General features: G+C 65.8%; 22 protein-coding genes. 10 read left to right on the top strand and 12 right to left on the bottom strand.

Annotation, left to right across the window (positions count from 1 at the left end; genetic code table 11):
- Both A5777_RS10595 and A5777_RS10600 read left to right on the top strand, forming a co-directional pair.
- Positions 1–368 (top strand): class I SAM-dependent methyltransferase (locus tag A5777_RS10595; RefSeq protein ID WP_156529345.1); only part of this gene is annotated, 368 nt, incomplete at its 5' end.
- 95 nt (positions 369–463) lie between these two features.
- Positions 464–904 (top strand): hypothetical protein, encoded by a 441-nt coding sequence (locus A5777_RS10600; RefSeq protein ID WP_064862632.1) that lies wholly within the window; start codon positions 464–466, stop codon positions 902–904.
- A 15-nt stretch (positions 905–919) separates the two neighbouring features.
- On the opposite strand, the gene A5777_RS10605 is transcribed toward A5777_RS10600, so the two are convergent.
- Positions 920–1,768 (bottom strand): ABC transporter ATP-binding protein, encoded by an 849-nt coding sequence (locus A5777_RS10605; RefSeq protein WP_064862633.1) that lies wholly within the window; start codon positions 1,766–1,768, stop codon positions 920–922.
- Positions 1,765–2,805: an ABC transporter permease gene (locus A5777_RS10610; RefSeq protein ID WP_064862634.1), complete on the bottom strand. Its 1,041-nt coding sequence runs from the start codon at positions 2,803–2,805 to the stop codon at positions 1,765–1,767. Before A5777_RS10610 ends, A5777_RS10605 begins: the two co-directional genes overlap by 4 nt.
- Before the next feature lie 194 nt (positions 2,806–2,999).
- Here A5777_RS10610 and A5777_RS10615 point away from each other — a divergent pair, with 194 nt between their 5' ends.
- Positions 3,000–4,142, top strand: a complete 1,143-nt coding sequence (locus A5777_RS10615; RefSeq protein WP_064862635.1) for a sensor histidine kinase — start codon at positions 3,000–3,002, stop codon at positions 4,140–4,142.
- The gene (locus A5777_RS10620; RefSeq protein WP_064862636.1) at positions 4,139–4,804 is read left to right on the top strand and encodes a response regulator transcription factor; all 666 of its coding nucleotides are present in this window, start codon (positions 4,139–4,141) and stop codon (positions 4,802–4,804) included. Before A5777_RS10615 ends, A5777_RS10620 begins: the two co-directional genes overlap by 4 nt.
- Here A5777_RS10620 and A5777_RS10625 read toward each other — a convergent pair.
- The 7 genes from A5777_RS10625 to A5777_RS10655 all read right to left on the bottom strand — a co-directional run bounded on the left by A5777_RS10625 (position 4,786) and on the right by A5777_RS10655 (position 10,906).
- Positions 4,786–5,658 carry a TIGR03621 family F420-dependent LLM class oxidoreductase gene (locus tag A5777_RS10625; RefSeq protein ID WP_231895018.1) on the bottom strand — a complete coding sequence of 291 codons (873 nt, stop codon included), beginning with the start codon at positions 5,656–5,658 and terminating at the stop codon, positions 4,786–4,788. The two genes, A5777_RS10620 and A5777_RS10625, sit on opposite strands and share 19 nt — an antisense overlap.
- Positions 5,659–5,696: 38 nt before the next feature.
- Entirely contained in the window at positions 5,697–6,341 is a 645-nt protein-coding gene (locus A5777_RS10630) for a LutC/YkgG family protein (RefSeq protein WP_064862637.1), read from the bottom strand.
- Positions 6,338–7,888 carry a LutB/LldF family L-lactate oxidation iron-sulfur protein gene (locus tag A5777_RS10635; RefSeq protein ID WP_082933625.1) on the bottom strand — a complete coding sequence of 517 codons (1,551 nt, stop codon included), beginning with the start codon at positions 7,886–7,888 and terminating at the stop codon, positions 6,338–6,340. The genes A5777_RS10630 and A5777_RS10635 overlap by 4 nt, the downstream gene beginning before the upstream one ends.
- A complete protein-coding gene (locus A5777_RS10640; RefSeq protein WP_064862638.1) occupies positions 7,885–8,625 on the bottom strand; it encodes a (Fe-S)-binding protein in 741 nt (246 codons plus the stop codon). Before A5777_RS10640 ends, A5777_RS10635 begins: the two co-directional genes overlap by 4 nt.
- A 207-nt stretch (positions 8,626–8,832) precedes the next feature.
- On the bottom strand, positions 8,833–9,333 hold the full coding sequence (locus tag A5777_RS10645; protein ID WP_064862639.1) for an acyl-CoA thioesterase: 501 nt from the start codon (positions 9,331–9,333) through the stop codon (positions 8,833–8,835).
- Positions 9,334–9,407: 74 nt separating this feature from the next.
- A complete protein-coding gene (locus tag A5777_RS10650; RefSeq protein ID WP_064862640.1) occupies positions 9,408–10,232 on the bottom strand; it encodes a formate/nitrite transporter family protein in 825 nt (274 codons plus the stop codon).
- A 347-nt stretch (positions 10,233–10,579) separates the two neighbouring features.
- The gene (locus tag A5777_RS10655) at positions 10,580–10,906 is read right to left on the bottom strand and encodes a transglycosylase family protein (RefSeq protein WP_064862641.1); all 327 of its coding nucleotides are present in this window, start codon (positions 10,904–10,906) and stop codon (positions 10,580–10,582) included.
- A 310-nt stretch (positions 10,907–11,216) separates the two neighbouring features.
- Between A5777_RS10655 and A5777_RS10660 the strand changes: the two genes are divergently transcribed.
- A complete protein-coding gene (locus A5777_RS10660) occupies positions 11,217–12,002 on the top strand; it encodes an enoyl-CoA hydratase (RefSeq protein WP_064862642.1) in 786 nt (261 codons plus the stop codon).
- Positions 12,003–12,020: 18 nt separating this feature from the next.
- Here the strand turns inward: A5777_RS10660 and A5777_RS10665 are convergent, their stop codons facing one another.
- From A5777_RS10665 to A5777_RS10675, 3 genes are all read right to left on the bottom strand, one after another.
- Positions 12,021–13,211 carry an AI-2E family transporter gene (locus A5777_RS10665; protein ID WP_064862643.1) on the bottom strand — a complete coding sequence of 397 codons (1,191 nt, stop codon included), beginning with the start codon at positions 13,209–13,211 and terminating at the stop codon, positions 12,021–12,023.
- Between the two features lie 185 nt (positions 13,212–13,396).
- Positions 13,397–13,963, bottom strand: a complete 567-nt coding sequence (locus A5777_RS10670; RefSeq protein WP_064862644.1) for a hypothetical protein — start codon at positions 13,961–13,963, stop codon at positions 13,397–13,399.
- Positions 13,960–14,763 carry an RNA polymerase sigma factor gene (locus A5777_RS10675; RefSeq protein ID WP_082933626.1) on the bottom strand — a complete coding sequence of 268 codons (804 nt, stop codon included), beginning with the start codon at positions 14,761–14,763 and terminating at the stop codon, positions 13,960–13,962. The genes A5777_RS10670 and A5777_RS10675 overlap by 4 nt, the downstream gene beginning before the upstream one ends.
- A gap of 175 nt (positions 14,764–14,938) precedes the next feature.
- On the opposite strand from A5777_RS10675, the gene A5777_RS10680 reads away from it, so the two are divergent.
- The 5 genes from A5777_RS10680 to A5777_RS10700 all read left to right on the top strand — a co-directional run.
- Complete coding sequence (locus A5777_RS10680; RefSeq protein WP_064862645.1) at positions 14,939–15,448, top strand: Asp23/Gls24 family envelope stress response protein; 510 nt, start codon at positions 14,939–14,941, stop codon at positions 15,446–15,448.
- On the top strand, positions 15,448–15,975 hold the full coding sequence (locus tag A5777_RS10685; RefSeq protein ID WP_064862646.1) for a hypothetical protein: 528 nt from the start codon (positions 15,448–15,450) through the stop codon (positions 15,973–15,975). The genes A5777_RS10680 and A5777_RS10685 overlap by 1 nt, the downstream gene beginning before the upstream one ends.
- Positions 15,968–16,150 (top strand): DUF2273 domain-containing protein, encoded by a 183-nt coding sequence (locus tag A5777_RS10690; protein WP_064862647.1) that lies wholly within the window; start codon positions 15,968–15,970, stop codon positions 16,148–16,150. The genes A5777_RS10685 and A5777_RS10690 overlap by 8 nt, the downstream gene beginning before the upstream one ends.
- Positions 16,143–16,712 carry an Asp23/Gls24 family envelope stress response protein gene (locus tag A5777_RS10695; RefSeq protein WP_064862648.1) on the top strand — a complete coding sequence of 190 codons (570 nt, stop codon included), beginning with the start codon at positions 16,143–16,145 and terminating at the stop codon, positions 16,710–16,712. Before A5777_RS10690 ends, A5777_RS10695 begins: the two co-directional genes overlap by 8 nt.
- The coding region (locus A5777_RS10700) for a hypothetical protein (RefSeq protein ID WP_064862649.1) at positions 16,709–17,150 on the top strand (442 nt) is incomplete at its 3' end. The genes A5777_RS10695 and A5777_RS10700, both read left to right, overlap by 4 nt.

Raw genomic sequence — 17,150 nt, forward strand, 5'->3', positions numbered from 1 at the left:
ACGCCGCGCAGGATGCCGTCGAGAAGGCTAGTGCGAGGGGGCTCGACCGCGCCGCGTTCGTGCAATCCGACGCCAGCACGTTCAGTCCCGATGACGTCGACCCGACGGGTTCGGCTAAGCGGTTCGATGCGATCGTGTTCTCCGAGATGCTCTACTATCTCCCGGATCCGCTGGCGACGGTTCGCCGCCTGCAGAAGGGGTGGCTCGAGCCGACCGGTGAGATCGTGGTCTCGCATTACAAGTCGATCGACCTTCCCCAGGCCCGCCAGGTCTGGAAGCTGCTCCACTCCGCCTTCGACGTGCGGCTGCGCTCCACGCTGACCACGGGCAACCTGACCTGGACGATCGAGGCGTTGGCGCCGCGCTGAACCGGTCTGCGCTCGGGTTGGTGGCGAAGAAGCGGTCGCGTCGCCACACTGGAGTTCAGTCCGGTGCTCACCGGATATCCGCAGGGAGGTAGACGATGGCAGGCAACAATCCATTCGGCATGGATCCGGAGGATTTCGATCGGTTCGCTCGAGAGGCCGGGGACGGTCTGCGCGACATGGTCGGGAAGTTCCTCGGTTCTCCCTCCGGCGGTGTTGCGTGGTCGTCGGTATTCGAGCAGACCGGTCGCCGCGCTGCTCCCGAACCGGAGACCACCGGTGACACCGGTTCGGGTGTCTGGGCGGCGTTCGTCACCGATTCCGACGGCGGTGCCCGCGTGGAGCAGGTGTTCGCGACCGAACTCGACGCGCTACGTGCCAATCAACGCAACACCGATCCGGCCCGCCGGGTGCGTTTCCTGCCCTACGGCATCGCGGTCAGCGCACTCGACGTCGAGATGCCCACCCGCGACGAACACAGCTCCGGTGATGTGACAGGCAGGTCCGACGGCGACAGCACCGGTGGCCCCACGGCGTAATAGGCACCCATCGCGTCAGGCGACTTTCGCTGCACCCGCGCCCACGCGCTGCTGCGCCGCGATCTCGTCGTCGGAGAGCGCGCGCAGCTTTCCGTCGACCATCTCGTAGACCGCATCCATCCGATGCAGATGGGATGGGTCGTGGGTGACCAGAATCGTTGCCGCATTCTGCGTGCGCGACATCCTGATCAGCAGGTCGATGATCTCGCTGCCGCGTTGCTGATCGAGCGCACTCGTCGGTTCATCGACGAGGAGTAGCGCGGGATCATTCATGAGGCTGCGCGCGATGTTCACCCGCTGGCGCTGCCCGCCGGAGAGTTGACCGGGCAGTTTGTGCATGTGCGCGGTGAGGCCCACCTGGTCGAGTAGTGCGCGTGCGCGGTCGTGGACCGCGCGGCGACGTCGGCCACCGACAACGATGTGTTGGCCGAGGTGCGCAGTCACCTCGAGCTGTTCGATAGCCGTCAGCGAGCCGACGAGATTCGACTGTTGGAAGACGAATCCGAGGTGGTCACGGCGCATCCGCGCCGACTGTTTTCGCGACAGCGCACTGAGCTCGACAATCGCCCCGGGCGTACCGCCTGACCCGACAGCCCCCGACTCGAGAGCCCTGCCACGCTCGGTGTCGGGCGCCGTGCCGATCGAGACGCGTCCGGAATCGGGTCGGATGAGGCCGCCCGCGACCGCGAGCAGACTCGACTTTCCCGAGCCGGAAGGGCCGGTCACCGCGACGATCTCGCCGGGCGCCACTGTCAATGCGACGTCGTCGAGCGCTGTCACACGCCCGCCGCCATCGGGAAAGGTCAGCGTGACCGCGGACATCTCAAGAGCGGGAGTGGATTTCGGTGAAGTAGTTGTGGTCATCGTGCGCCTCCCAGCGCGGTGAGTGGATCGGTGGTGACGAGGAATCGGAGTGCCAACGCTGCGCCGACGAGGCCGAGTGCGATGATCGCGACGGCGGGCACGAGCGTGGTGGACGCGGTCAGCACAAACGGAATTCCGCCGAGAAAACCGCCGACGAGTGCTGTGATCGCGGTCCCGAACGCTGCGCCGACGACGAGCACCACCGCGGCCTGGCCCAAAGCGTCGCGGACGAGTGAGCCTGTGGACGCACCCAGCGCCTTGAGGACTGCGATGTCGGGAACGCGCTGCACCGTCCACACGGTGAAGAACGCGCCGATCACCAACGCCGAGATGACGAGCAGCAGGACGGTCATCAAGGTCAGCGAGCTGTTCTCCGCCTTGTACGACGCCAACGCAGACAGCGAATCGGCGGAACTGGTGACGGTCGTCTGGGTGCTTCTCGCCACCGACGTGGTGTCGGCGTCGCCGGTAGAAGTGAAGGTCGCGACCGTCGCGGCGCCGGAGTGCGGCGAGAGCGTCTGCCAGTCACCGAGCGAAAGATAGACGACGGGGCTGTGGGCATACCAGTCGTCGCCGACCACCCGCGTCACGGTGAAGCGTTGACCGCCGAGTTCGACGACCGAGCCCGCACTCGCGTGCAGGTCGTCGGCGACCGGGGCGCTCAGCTCGACGTGACCCGAGCCAGGAGCGTCGCGATCGGTGCCGATCAGGGCCACCGGCAGAGGCGCGTCGGGCTGAGTGGACGTCGAGATCCGTGACCTGGAGATCCCCACGGCGACGGTGCTCGGCTCGGCGGACCGCCATGCGTCGAGTTGTGCTGCGGTGAGCGATGATTCGTCGAACGACGGTGATGTGCCGGTGTCGGCGAACACCACAGACGAGCCCGGCAGGGCCTGCACGGCGGAGACATTCTGGTGCTTGAGGCCCGCGGTGAGCCCGCTCAGGAAGGTGACGAGCACCGCCACGAGCACGACGACGAGCGCGATGAGCGCGAAACGTCCACGAGCGCGACGCAGATCGCGAAGCGCGACATACATCGGGAGTCCTTTCTGCTGCGCCGCGGTGAGAACGCCCGGTCGCAGATGTCGATATCGGATGTATCTCTATGCTCGGCCGGGGACCCCCGTGCGCGCGTCGCCCGAGAAGGTGCCGTCCGATCCACCCTTCCGACGCCGCGATCTCGCACTTTCGATGGATGCGTGCGGCATGTCCGGGGTTATCGTTGGGTCACATGCACACGTCCCCGCTCACCCCCGTCGTCGCAGGGTTGCGATGGGGTCTGCACCTGCTCGCCGTCGCGCTGACCGCGGTGGTGATGGTGCGCGCGTTGGTCGCGACCCCCACCCACACCGCGGCGGCGGTTGTGGCAGCGGTGTGGCTCGCGGTCTACTTCGCCGGCGGACTTGCGCTCGGCGATCGGCGGCGTGCACTGGCGTGGTTGACGGTCCTGACCACGGTATGGCTGGTGGAGTTGGCCCTGACCCCCGAGGCGACCTACCTGGTGTTCGTCCTGTTCTTCCTCTACCTGCATCTACTCGGCAGGCGCCGGGGGTCGATGGCTGTGGTGCTCGCGACAGCTGTTTCGGTGATCGGGTACGCGGCGCACAGCGGGTGGTCGGCAGCGGCGGTGATCGGGCCGGTTCTGGGTGCCGGGGTGGCCGTTGTGATCTCCGCGGGCTACGCGCAACTGTTCGCCGAGGCCGCGCAGCGCGAACGTCTCATCGACGAATTGGTCACGGCGCAGGCCGATCTCGACGAGCAGCAACAGGCGGTGGGGCGGGCTGCCGAACGGGAACGTCTCGCGGCCGAGATCCACGACACCGTGGCGCAGAGTCTGTCGAGTATTCAGCTGCTGCTGCACGCGGCCGAGCAGGCGACAGGCGAACGGGCACAATCGTCGATCGCGTTGGCGCGCACTGCGGCTGCCGAGGCTCTCACAGAGACCCGACGTCTCATCGCGGAACTGTCACCGGCGCCGTTGGACGGGTCGTCACTGGCCGATGCGCTGCGTCGTGTGGCGGCGGACGCCTCCGGCCACGGAATTGACACCAGCGTGGTGATCGACGGTGACGTCGAACCACTCGCGATGCCGACCGAGGCCGCGCTGGTCCGCATCGCACAGGGGGCAGTGTCCAACGTTGTGCGTCACTCGCAGGCGACGACGCTGCACCTGACCCTGACCTACACCGACGACGACGTGCACCTCGACATCGTGGACGATGGAGCGGGTTTCGCCCCCGACGCGTCGGAAGGCTATGGCCTCACCACGATTCGACGGCGAGTCGCCGATCTCGGGGGTGTCGCCGACGTCTCGTCCGACGCAGGTGGTACCACCGTCGCGGTGTCGTTTCCCGCTGTGAGCTCGCGGGTATGACGTCAGAACGCGTGGACGGCGCGCAGACGATCCGGCTGCTCCTGGCCGATGACCATCCCATCGTGCGCGCCGGATTGCGAGCGTTGCTGACGAACGCCGACGACGTCGAGGTGATCGGCGAGGTCGCGACGGCCGAAGACGCCGTTGGTTGGTGTGCCGATGCCGACCGGACATCGCAACCCGATGTCGTACTGATGGATCTCCGCTTCGGGGAAGGGCTTTCGGGGGTCGAGGCGACACGCAGCATCCACGAGTTGCCCCATGCGCCCCATGTCCTGGTCGTCACCAACTACGACACCGACGCCGACATCCTCGCCGCCATCGAGGCGGGCGCCAGCGGCTATCTCCTCAAGGACACCCCGCCCGCAGAGCTGCTCGCCGCAGTGCGCGCCGCCGCGGCGGGGGAGAGCGCGTTGTCGCCGTCGGTCGCGACCCGACTGTTGACGCGGGTGCGCGCCACGCCCGACACCGTGCTGACGCCACGCGAGATCGACGTCGTCGCACAGGTGGCGACGGGCCGGAGCAACCGCGAGATCGCGAAGGCGCTGCACGTGAGCGAGATGACCGTGAAGTCGCACCTGGTGCACATCTTCACCAAGCTCGGTGTCGGCTCCCGGACCGCCGCTGTCGCGAGCGCGCGTCGTCAGGGACTCATCGACTGACCGGTCAGCCGCGCACGAGACCGATCACCTCGGCCAGTCCGTCGAGATCCTTCGCCGACGGTTCGATGAACGTGAAGTACGAGATCCCGGCCGTCTCGTTGAGGTGGTTGATCCTGTCGGCCACCTCCGCAGCACTGCCGTGGAGGATATTCACGGATCCGCGGAGCGCGGCGTCGTCGACGTCCGGGTTTGCCCCCCCGCAGCGCGGTGACATCGGGCTCGCGCCCGACGGCAAGGTCGAAGACGATCACGTTGAGTTCGAGTGCGTCGAAGCGCTCACCGGCCTCGGCACGGACGTGAGCGACTCGGTCGGCGAGCACGTCGTCGGTCGGCAGGTTGGAGAACGCGACGATGTCGGCTTTGCGGGCAGCGAGCGAGAGCACGCGGTCGCCGATCCCCGCGACCATGATCGGCGGATGCGGTTGGACGAACGGCGGCGTCTGCGCGGGATCGTCGAAGGCGACGTGTAGATGGTCGACGACCTCCTCGAGATGATCGACTCGCTGGCCGGGGCGGCCGAACGGGATGCCCGCGGCGTCGAATTCGGCTTTCACATAGCCCGCACCGAGACCGATCTCGAGCCGCCCGCCGCTGAGTTGATCGACGGTTGCGAAGTCGCGCGCGAGCAGCGCGGGACTGTAGAAGGGCGCATTCAGTACGAAGTTTCCGATTCGCAGTTCCGGTGCCTGTGCGGCAGCCGCGACGAGGGCAGGCATCGGCCCGATGAGGCCGAGGTGGTCGGGTACGAGAACGACGTCGGCGCCGGAATCGGCGACCGCCCGCACCTGGGCACGGAACTCCTCTCCGGTGCCGGTACCCAACAGGTTCACTCCGAAACGGATATCTGGTGACATGCCCACTACCAACCCGCCCGGTGCTGTATCGATTCCGCTCAGCGACCGCCGTCGGCCACGATGATGACGTGCAGTGTGCGCGGACCGTGGACGCCTTCCACGCGGTCGAGTTCGATGTCGCTGGTTGCGCTCGGCCCGCTGATCCAGGTCTGGGGGCGGGTCGCCGAGCCCTGCTCGATCAGGCGGGCCACCGCTTCGGGAACGTCGCTGACGATCTGATCGGTGCGGATCAGGCAGAGGTGGACATCGGGTACCAGTGACACGGCTCGACGACCTTGTCCCGCACCGTGATCGAGCACGATGGTGCCGGTGTTGGCTATGCCGACCGCCGCGGTCGTGATCACCGCGGACGCTGCGTCGAGTTCTCTGGGGGAGAGATTGTCATCGGACAGCCACAGCGGATCTACTCCGGACAGGAGGTCGCGGACGACGGTGTCGGCGATGATCGGACCGTCGACGTTCTCCAGCAGGGCGTTCACGTGATCCGACAGGTGCGCTGGATCGACGCGTTCGACAACGGCTTTGTAGTCGGCGACGCGCTCGGCGAATCGGTCGACGAGGCCGAGATCGCCCGTGCTCGAGGGCCGGCCGTAGGCCCAGTCGACGGGTGTGACGTCGTCGGCAGGTACGTCTGCCAGGGCCGCGCGTACCCGACCGATGATCTCCTCACGTGCGGCGGTCATCGTGCCTCATCTCCAGAAGTATTGCCGCGCTCGCGTTTCCACCACTCGCGGAACGTCTCAGCGGGTGGGACCGGCGTGTCACGCGCACTCGACCACGGAGTCATCGGCCAGGGCAGCGCGCCGAGCGTGCGCCGGTTGCCGAAGAAGCGGTGACTCACCGTAGCGGCTTTCTGCGCGGCCTCGAGTCTGCGGTGATCGGCGAAGACCTTCTCCATGGCCTTCATCGCTGCGGCTTCGGCCGTCGGAAGCCCCTTCCGATGTTCGTCGACGACGCGGGTGCGCAGATGAACGAGTATGTCCGGTATGGGAATTCGGACCGGGCACACGTCGAAGCATGCGCCGGACAGGCTCGACGCGTAGGGAAGTGATTGATCGATCTTCGACGCCGTGCCGCGCAGCTGCGGCGTGAGGATCGCGCCGATAGGACCCGGGTAGACCGAACCGTACGCGTGCCCGCCGGTGCGCTCGTAGACCGGACACACGTTGAGGCACGCGGAGCACCGAATACAGCGCAGGGCAGCGCGCCCGACCTCATCGGCCAAGACGCCGGTGCGGTTGTTGTCGAGGAGGACGATGTGCACGTTCTGCGGACCGTCGCCCGCGGCGGCGCCCGTCCAGATCGACGTGTACGGATTCTCGCGTTCGCCGGTGCTGGAGCGGGGTAGTACCTGCAGGAAGACCTCGAGGTCGGCCCACGTCGGCAGGATCTTCTCGATGCCCACAACGGAGATGAGCGTCTCGGGCAGCGTCAGACACATGCGACCGTTGCCCTCTGACTCGACGACCACCAGGCTGCCGGTGTCGGCGATCGCGAAGTTGGCGCCGCTGATACCGACCTTGGCGCGCAGGAACTTCTCACGCAGATGCACTCGCGCCGCTTCGGCCAGCCGCGCAGGCTCCTCGGTCAGGTCGTCGGGTGCGGGACGCCCCACCTTCGCCATGTTCTGCAGGAAGATCTCGCGGACCTCACTGCGATTTCGATGGATTGCCGGCACCAGGATGTGACTGGGCCAGTCGTCGCCGAGTTGCACGATCAGTTCGGCCAGATCGGTCTCCCAGGCATCGATACCCGCTGCGGCCAGTGCCTCGTTGAGTTCGATCTCCTGGGTGGCCATCGACTTGACCTTGACCACTTCCGAGGCGCCGGTGTCGCGGACCAGGTCGACGATGATGCGGTTCGCCTCGGCCGCGTCGCGCGCCCAATGTACCTGTGCGCCTGCGGCTGTCGCCTTCTCCTCGAACTCGAGCAGATACTCGTCGAGGTGACGCAGTGTTCGATTCTTGATCGACTCCGCGGCCACCCGCAGTTGTTCCCAGTCGTCGAGCTCTTCGACGACGACGGCGCGCTTGTGTCGGATCGTCGACGTTGCATGCTCGAGATTGCGACGCTGCACGGTGTTGGCCAACTCGTGGCGTGCGGCCTTCGGGAACTTTGGCATCCCGACGAAAGTCTCTGTGACGCCGACATGCGGATGGCCGAGCCCGACGCCGTGATGTCCGACCGGTTCCGGGCTGCCTGCGTGTGCGGCGTCGATGATCTCGCTCATGCGGGGTACTCCTCGGTCGACGCCAGGATCTCGGCGAGGTGCATGGTCCGTACGCCTGCCCGTTCGCGTGAGAGCAGTCCACCGATGTGCGCCAGGCACGAGTTATCGCCTGCGACAAGAACTTCGGCATCGGTGTCGCGGACATGCCGCGACTTGTCGGCTCCCATGGCCACCGAGACGTCGGGGTTCTTCAACGCGAACGTGCCCCCGAATCCGCAGCACTGGTCGGCAGCGGGCAGTTCGACGAGGTCGATGCCACGAACGTTGCGCAGCAACCGAAGTGGCTTGTCGCCGACACGCAGCATGCGCAGCGAGTGACATGTCGGGTGATAGGTGACGCGGTGCGGGAAGTATGCCCCCACATCGGTGATGCCGAGCACATCGACGAGGAACTCACTGAGTTCGAAGAATCTGGGCGTCAGATCGTCGACAGCCAGACACAGCCCGGTGTCGCCGGTGCGGGCGGCAACCGCCGCGTGCTGGTGGCGGGCCGACCCGATGCACGAACCCGACGGAGCGACGACGGCGTCGAATCCGGAGAACACGTCGACGAACTGGCGCACCCCGCCGATGGCCTCGTCGGCGTAGCCGGTGTTGGTGAACATCTGTCCGCAGCACGTCTGTTGGACGGGAAACTCGACTCGCACACCGAGCCGCTCCAGCAGCAGCACGGTCGCGCGCGGGGTGTTCGGCCACATCGTGTCGTTGAAGCACGTCGCGAACAGTGCAACTCTCATCGTCGACCGCGCATGGTTGGAAGGTGGTGCATCGGTCACCGCCAGGGTGTCGGGGCTGATGACCGGTGTTCCCTGCGACCCGGTCTGACCTCGACGCTATGGGCACTCGTCGGGAGCGTCAACCGCTCACACGCGCGGGACTTATGCTGCCGCCCCGATTCTCGGTGCTGTGGCCGCGATTTGCGGTGCTGTCGGCGGATGGTGCGATCAGGTCGCCCGCGTGGAGCGCAGGGCAGCGCGGCGCAGTTCAGCCTCGGCGAAGCGTCGTTTCTGATCGTCTGTCTCGGGGACGAGCGGTGGAACGGCGTGCGGGCGTCCGTCGTCGCCCATCGCGACCATCGTGAAGTAGCAGCTGTTGGTGTGGCGGCGGATTCCGGAATGGATGTTCTCTGTCTCGACCCTGATACCGACCTCCATCGAGGTGCGGCCGGTGTGATTGATCGAGGCCGACAGGATGAGAAGCTCGCCCACGCGGATCGGTTCGCGGAAGATCACCCGATCGACCGACAGCGTGACCGCGTATCGACGGGAGTACCTGCTCGCGCAGGCGTAAGCCACCTCGTCGAGCAGTTTGAGAAGGGTGCCGCCGTGAACGTTCCCGGTGAAGTTGGCCATGTCGGGTGTCATCAGCAACGACATCGACAGCGTCGACCGGTCGGCGTCGGAAACGCGATGACTGTTCTCCGACGACCCGTGCCCGGCATCCATGCGGCGATCGTAGCGGGTGCATCGTACCAGCGTGCGGTGTGTTCGACGACGTCATCGCCGAACACCGGATGTCGTCAACCTGCGCGCTGTCCGTCGTTGGATCGTTCCTCGTCGATCAGTTCCTTCGTCCGCAACAGCCGAAGCGATGTCACCAGCGCGACACCGCCGACGATGTTGAACAGCACCGCGTACCAGAACCACCCGAGCCAATCGAGGTAGCTGACGTCGGCACCGGAGAACATGGCACCGAAGATCAGCAGTGAGTCGAGAACCGAGTGGAACAGCTGCAGACCAGCGAGCAGGAAGGCCGCACCGACGCAGGCAACGATCCGAGCCACGGGAGATTCGGTGCCCTGCTGCATGCGGGTCAACAGGGTCATCGTGCTACCGCCGAGCACCGCGAGGCAGATGGATTGCAGATCGAGCGGGGCATCGACGAAGTGCTCGGCGGATTCGGCCAGCGTCGAGCTCCACTCGGGAAATGCGCGGGTCACGATCCACATCATGATCGCGCCACCGACCAGATTGGCCGCGAGTGTGCCGAGCCACAGCTTCGCCAGGTCGCGAAGCCTGCCGTCACGTGCCACGACGGCCGCGATCGGCATCAGGAAGTCTTCGGTGAACAGTTCACTGTGCGCGAGATAGATGGCGACGAGTCCGATGGAGAACGCCAGCCCTGCGAGGAGATGATTGTCGGTCTGGTGCAGCACCGCGAGCATCGCCATGATGCCCACCGACACCTCTATCCCGCCGAACAGGCCGGTGATGAGAATGGCGCGACCCGTGCGGTGCAGGCGCTCGGAGCCTTCGGTGACGACGGCGTCGAAGCTGCGCTCCAGCTCGTCTTCGATGGGACCGTCGTTGCGTCCGATGCGCCGTCGTTCCGCTTCGTCACTCATGGTGGCCTATTCATCGGGACGAGCCGGGCGGTGGCGTCGTCGGGTGGGCAGCAGTCGCCGTGGCGGGTGATCGTACGAAGTTCGGACTACCTCCTCGGGTGTCTCAGCTCGATGGTAGGAGACATCGGTCACCGGGTGTCGGACATCGGCGGGGCGCCGCCGTGTCAGGTTGGGAGGAGGCCGCCGTGCCAGGCTGGGACGAGAACGCCCTGAGAGGGTGAGGACGCGCAAACGCCCCGCGACCTGGCAGACGCGCGTGATACACCACGGGCGTCCGCAGAATCGCGGGGCGTTGACAGAACCGTAGAACCGATCAGGTCCTCACAGCAGGCGGGTAGGCCTCAGGATCAGAGGTACTGGCCGCACACGGGCCATGCGCCTGGCCCCTGAGTTGCGAGCACGTTCTCCGCAACGCGGATCTGCTCCTCGCGCGACGCGTTGGACGCGCTGCCGCTACCGCCGTTGGCCTCCCAGGTGCTCTGCGAGAACTGCAGGCCGCCGTAGTAGCCGTTCCCGGTGTTGGTTGCCCAGTTGCCGCTGCTCTCGCAGTTGGCGACGGCATCCCAATTGTGTCCATCCGCAGAGGCGGTCGCGGTCGCGACGCCGAAGGGAGCAAGTGCGAGCGCGCCGATGATTCCGGCGCGAAGGGCGGTCTTCTTCATCCGCGTGGTCATTGTTCCTCCTATCAGTCACCCGGTCAGGACAAATTGAGTGGGGTGTTCGGGTGACTCGTATTTGGACCAACGGCGACCTTACGGAGTGATCACGGAAAGGTCACATCGACTTTCTGACCTGCGCTGCGACGATTACACAAGATAAATCTGACATTTTTCTGAGAAATGCCTGCGCACTACGGCGTTTCGTCGTGCTATTTCGCAAGTTTAATGGGTGCCTACACTGTGAGGCAGATCACCACTATTTTGTGGTCCGGCGCACAGATATCGTCGAGTTGATTAGCGTTGAGCGCGGAGAAATGAGGACGAAATGTCGGAAACGAATTCAACCACGGTCAGTGTCTCGCATGACGGGCCGCTCGGTTACCTCACGCTGACCGATCCGCGTCGACGCAATGCACTCTCGACGTCGACGATGCGGGCGGCCACAACCGCGCTGCGCGATTTTGAAGGAGACCGGGGCGTGCGCGTGGTCGTCATTCGAGCAGAAGGGCCGGCCTTCTCCGCGGGACACGACCTCACCGAACTAGTCGACAGAACTCTCGACGACGAGGAAGCGGTGTTCGCGACGTGTGTAGAGCTGATGACCACCATTCACGAGATCCGCCAACCGGTGATCGCGCAGGTCGCTGGGGCGGCTTTCGCGGCAGGTTGCCAGCTCGTCGCCACGTGCGACCTCGCAGTGGCGTCCACGTCTGCCTCATTCAGCACGCCGGGAGTGCGGATCGGGTTGTTCTGCTCGACCCCGATGGTTGCCCTGACCAGGGCGATCGGGCGCAAGCGGGCGATGAAGATGTTGCTCACCGGAGAGCCGATCGACGCAGCGACCGCGGCCGACTGGGGACTGGTCAACGACGTGGTAAATCCCGACGCTCTCGACATAGTCGTTCGCGATCTCGCGCTGCACATCGCGTCGTCGAGCGAGTCGACTCTGGCGATAGGGAAGCGTGCCTTTTATCAGCAGATCGACGAATCCGAGCCCCAGGCGTACCGGTCGATGAGCTCGACGATGGCCACCAACGCGATGACGTGCGATGCACAGGAGGGTATGACGGCGTTTCTCGCCAAGCGAGAGCCGGTCTGGTCAGATCGGTGACCTGGAGACCGTCCTGTGTCAGGCCGTGCTCTCGCCGCCGTCGCCCGCACGCAGAGTCTGTTCCTCCGCCTCGCGAATTCGTTGCTCCCGATCGTTATGCCGTCGCGCCTCTTCGACCTCGTCTGTGGTCGGTCGGCCCGACGAGACCAGCACGTCGGCCCAGCGGGTCGACGGATCGATGTCGATCAGCAGCGACTTGCACAGCAGCGTCAGCGGGATGGCGAGAAGCGCACCGAGCGGACCGATCACCCAGGCCCAGAAGATCAGCGACAAGAACGTGACTGTCGTGGTGAGGCCCACGGAGTCGCCGACGAACTTGGGTTGGATCACCGACTGGATCACGAAGTTGATCACCGAATACACGACGATGACCCACAGTGCGAGGGTCCAGCCGCCGTCGAGGAGCGCCAGGATCGCGGGCGGGATGACTCCGAGCACGAAGCCGATGTTCGGGATGTAGTTGGTGATGAACGAGAGCAGGCCCCACAGCAGCGGGAGCGGAATGCCCATCAGCCACAGGGCGCCGGTATCGAAGACGGCCACGATCAGGCCGAACACCGTCGAGACCACGAGATAGTTACGTGTGCCCGAGGCGAACGTCTGAAACGCGTGCGCCACGTCGGGACGGACCCTCTTCAGAACGTCGAAACGCTCGTCAGCGTTGATCGAGTCGACGGCCATGAACAGGAGAACGGTGAGCACCAGGATGAGGGCCGACGCTGCGTTCGCGGTGCTCGACACTACGTCGCCAACAACGTCGAACACCTTGCCCGCGTCGATATGCGAGAGCATGTCGTTGACCTTGTCTTCTCCGATCCCGTGGTCGGACAGTGCTTTCTGGACGTCGTCGATGAGGTCGTTGAACTTGTCGCTGTACTGGGGAAGGATCGTCGCGAGCCGGGCTACGCAGTAGATGACCGAACCGAACAGCCCGAGGATGATTCCGTAGACCAGTAGGACCGTCGCGAGGAACGCCGTCCATTTGGGCCAGCCCTTGCGCCGCAACCAGCCGGGCACCGGAGCGACAGCGACGGTCATGATCAGACCGAGGAACACGGGTCCGACGATCGATCCGATCGACTTGATGCCCAACACCGCTACAACGATGCCCGCGATGGTCAGCAGCACCACCGTTCCTCGGGGAAGTGCCCAGGTCGGCGAACCGGGGTCGTCGATCACCTTGTCGTCACTCGTGTCTTCGTCCGCCATGTCGACCTTTCTGTCGGCGTCGGCCCCCGCAGATATCCCTTGTGACGCAGCAATCCCGATGGCGCAGCGGTCGTGCCGTTGAGACGCCGCGCTCGTTATGACGGTTGTGACGAAGAAACCCGTCGGGCAAAGCATATAGACGCTCGTGCCATTCGCGAGAGCGAAACACGCGTACGGGCTCGGGCTCAGTCGATCCAATTTCTGGTGTAGAGATCCTGCCACCGGACGTCGATGTGTTGGCGTGCGGTGGCAGACGCCGAGGGACCGAGAGTCGACGCCAACACGTCGTCGGCGACCTCGCGTACGCGATCGGAATCGGCGACGAGATCGTCGTGGTAGCGGGCTATCAGGCCGATGCGCACCCGACTGACAGCGTTCTCCGAGCTGCCCTGCTCGCGCGGGCCCTCGCCGATATCGCGGCTCTCGGGGCCGTCGAGTTCCACCAGCACGACGAGTCGGCCAAGTATGTGTCGGATACGTGTGGCGAGCAGCTGTTTGACGACCCGGTCGTTGACGCTCACCATGCCGTCATCGGTGTCGAGGATGCGGCCGTTGCGTCGGACTCGCCCGAGCTTTCCCGTGATCGACGAGATGAGGCGGGCGATGTCGCGGTCGGGTTCCTCGAGTCGACGACTCGCCTCCACGAGCCAGGCGTCGGTCTCGTCGGAGTCGTCGTCGAGTCTCTCGTAGCGGTCGTCGAAGTCGGTGTCGGGAGAACCCGCGCCGCGCGTTGTCCTGCCTGTTCGCGTCATCGTCGTCCTCCTCTCAACGGACTCGGCCCTGTACTCGTTGGCCCTGTACTTGTCGGCCCTGCACCGGGTTTCTCGGTGTTTGTTGCGGCTTCGTTGGACGCGTCGTCGTTGGATGCGCCGGGCCGCCACGGGGCGAGGCGGGTCGCGAGGTACCGCCGACTTCGTTGCAGGTGCCCGCGGACCGAGCCGACAGAGATCTGCAGGACCCGCGAGATCTCGGTGAGCGAGAGTCCCTCGGCTTCTCGCAGCCACCATACGGCGCGCGACGTCTCCGGAAGGGTCGCCAGTTCTCGACGCAACGCGTCGACGAGAGACGTGTGCAGTACCTCGTCGGCGGGAAGGGGATGGGGGTCGGTGAGGTCGGCGAAGCGTTCTTCCGCGGTCGGGATGTCGCGGCGTCGACGCCAGTGGTCGACGGTTCTGCGATGCGCAATTCCGAACATCCACGTTGTGAACGAACTGCGGAAAGCGAAATCGGGGAGTCCGCGCCATGCGTCGAGGAGCGTGTCCTGGGCCAGATCCTCCGCGGTCTGCGGATCGTCGACCATGCGGCGTAGGTAGCGCAGCAGGGAGGGCGAGAGCTTTCCGACGAGGACTGAGAACGCTTCGGCATCGCCGGCTGCCGCGGCGGCGGCGAGCTCATCCTCGGAGAAGTCGCTCAACGCGGGAGCGGGCGATGACGGACCGGGAGCGGAGCGCAGCGACGGACGCGGCGCGCCGGAATGTAGGCCCGCCGCCGACGGTGACTCGTCACTGTGTCCGGCGTCACGCGAATTCACGCGTGCAGATATCGGATTCACTACGACTGACCTTATACGGGCGCGATGAGGAAGCGGGTCAAAGATCCCGCCTTCATTGCTCCCCGTCCCGGTTACCCCCGGACGGCGTGCCGAAAGGTCGGCGCGAGCGTTCGAGGTTGTCGGGGCGCGTCGTCTGACCGTCCATATCGGATGAGAATAAGGAAAGAGGAGCGTCATGGCCGAGAACGCAGCCACAGGAACCGCAAGCAACCAGTCGGGCACGACAGGCACCGAGGGCGCCAAGAGCAGCAGCGCCGTCGCACTGGCCGACGCCTCCAAGAAGGTTGCGCCCGCCGGAGAGCGTGGCAAGACGTCGATCGCCGACCAGGTGGTCGCCAAGATCGCAGGTATCGCGACGCGCGAGATCAACGGCGTCTACGACGTCGGCGGCACGACCGAACGCATGGTCGGCAAGGTCCGCGAGGTGATCCCGGGTACGGGCACCAGCACCACTCAGGGCATCAACGTCGAGGTCGGGGAGCGGCAGGCCGCTGTCGACGTTTCGATCGTCGCCGACTACGGCGTCGCCATTCACCAACTCGCGGCGGCCATCCGGCGCAACGTGATCACCTCGATCGAGCAGATGACCGGCCTCGAGGTGACGGAGGTGAACGTCACCGTGCACGACATCCACTTCGGCGACGATGACGACGACGACTCGTCGAGCACGCCGCGGGTCCAGTGATGTCTGAGTCCTCCCAATCGGGATCGCAGCAAGCGGGGTCGTCGCAGTCGAGCGTGGCCGCGGGCGATCTCGATACGTCGATTGCCGGCTCCGAGGCAGGAGCGGGGTCGGTGGCGCAGCAGGTCGCCGCGGCGGCGCTAGCGGTGCCCGGTGTCACGGGTTTGCACGCCGGAGTGTTCGGCGAGGTCGCCACGTACCTGCCCGGTGGCCGGGTCAGCGGTGTGCGCATGTCCGACGACTCGGGCGAGGTGCACATCGTCGTCGACGTCAACCACGACCTGCGTGCGGTCGCCGACGAGGTTGTCACAGCCGCGTCGCAGGTAGCGGGCGTGCCCGTTTCGGTGGTCGTCGAAGACATCTCGGTCGGACCCGCCGAGTCTCGCGCCGAACCCGGGACCACAGCAGGCGGGGATACACCAGCTGGGGAGATTCCCGTTGGCGACATTCCCATCGGTGACATCCCCGTCGCGAATACATCGACGCAGGCACATCCAACTCGATCAACAGAGGTGAACAACGATGAGTAACAACGCGGTGATCGGTCTGATTGTCGGATTGCTCCTCGCACTCGCGGCGACGACCGGTGGCTTCACCGGCTTCATCCTGGCCATCGTGCTCGGAGCGGTGGGACTCATCATCGGGCTACACCGCGACGGTGTGCTCGATCTCGGTCGATTGCTGAAGAGCCGGAACCGTGGCTGATGCAGTCACCGTCACCCGTGGCGATCTAGGCGCGTCGGCGGTCGGGACGGCAGCGCCGGCCCTGTCGCCGGAGGCTGCCGACGCGTCCGATCCGGGCGCTCGCGGAAGTCTGGTTCTCGACGACCGTGTCGGCGAGAAGATCGCAGAACGAGCCGCACTCGGGGTAGACGGGGTGATCGAATCCGACGGCAAGGGTGCGTCGGTACTGAACGCGCTCAACCCACTCTCGGGTGGGTATCCGTCCGCGTCGACGGACATGTCGCAGACCGCTCCGACCATCACACTCACGGTCGCGCTTCTGTGGCCGTGCGCCGTCGCCGCGGTGTGTGCCGAGGTCCGCGATCACGTCGCGGCAGAGGTCACTCGACTGACCGGAGTTCGCCCGGGACGGGTGGATGTGACAGTCGCCGAGATCGTGACGACGGCGCAGGCGAAGAGCCGTCGCGCAGGGTTTGTCGAGATCCCGAACCCGACGACCCCATCGGAAGTTTCCGAAGTATCGCCGGAGGGTCGGGACACCCGCGGCGAGCGGGTCACCGACAGCGATGAGGAGGAGTCATGAGCACGACCACGCCGGACGCCGCCCCAAAGGACGAGAACACAGCGGGCAAGTTCACAGGGGGCAAGTTCACAGGGGGCAAGGACGAGCGCGCCGCCATCGAGGCGCGGACCGCTGACACCCACAAGGGCAAGGTCTTCGTCCCGGCAGCAGGGCCGAAATCCGTTGTGTCCGGCGTGATCATCGGCGTCGCATTGCTCGCATTGGTCGCGGTCGCCATCCACGACCTGCTCGTCGAGGCGGGTTGGGTGTCGGGCACGCGGTGGCTGCAGGCCGCTGCCGACTGGCTCGACGGCGCAACATGGCAGGACTGGATGTGGGCTGCGGCAGTCGGTTTCATCATCGTGGGCCTCCTCCTGCTGTGGACGGCTCTCGCTCCGCGTCGGCGCACTCACGTCAGTCTCGGCGATTTCGAGGTCTTGTGGACTCGGCGCGGCGATG

Source organism: Gordonia sp. 852002-10350_SCH5691597 (genome assembly GCF_001665715.1).
Classification (GTDB): domain Bacteria; phylum Actinomycetota; class Actinomycetes; order Mycobacteriales; family Mycobacteriaceae; genus Gordonia; species Gordonia sputi.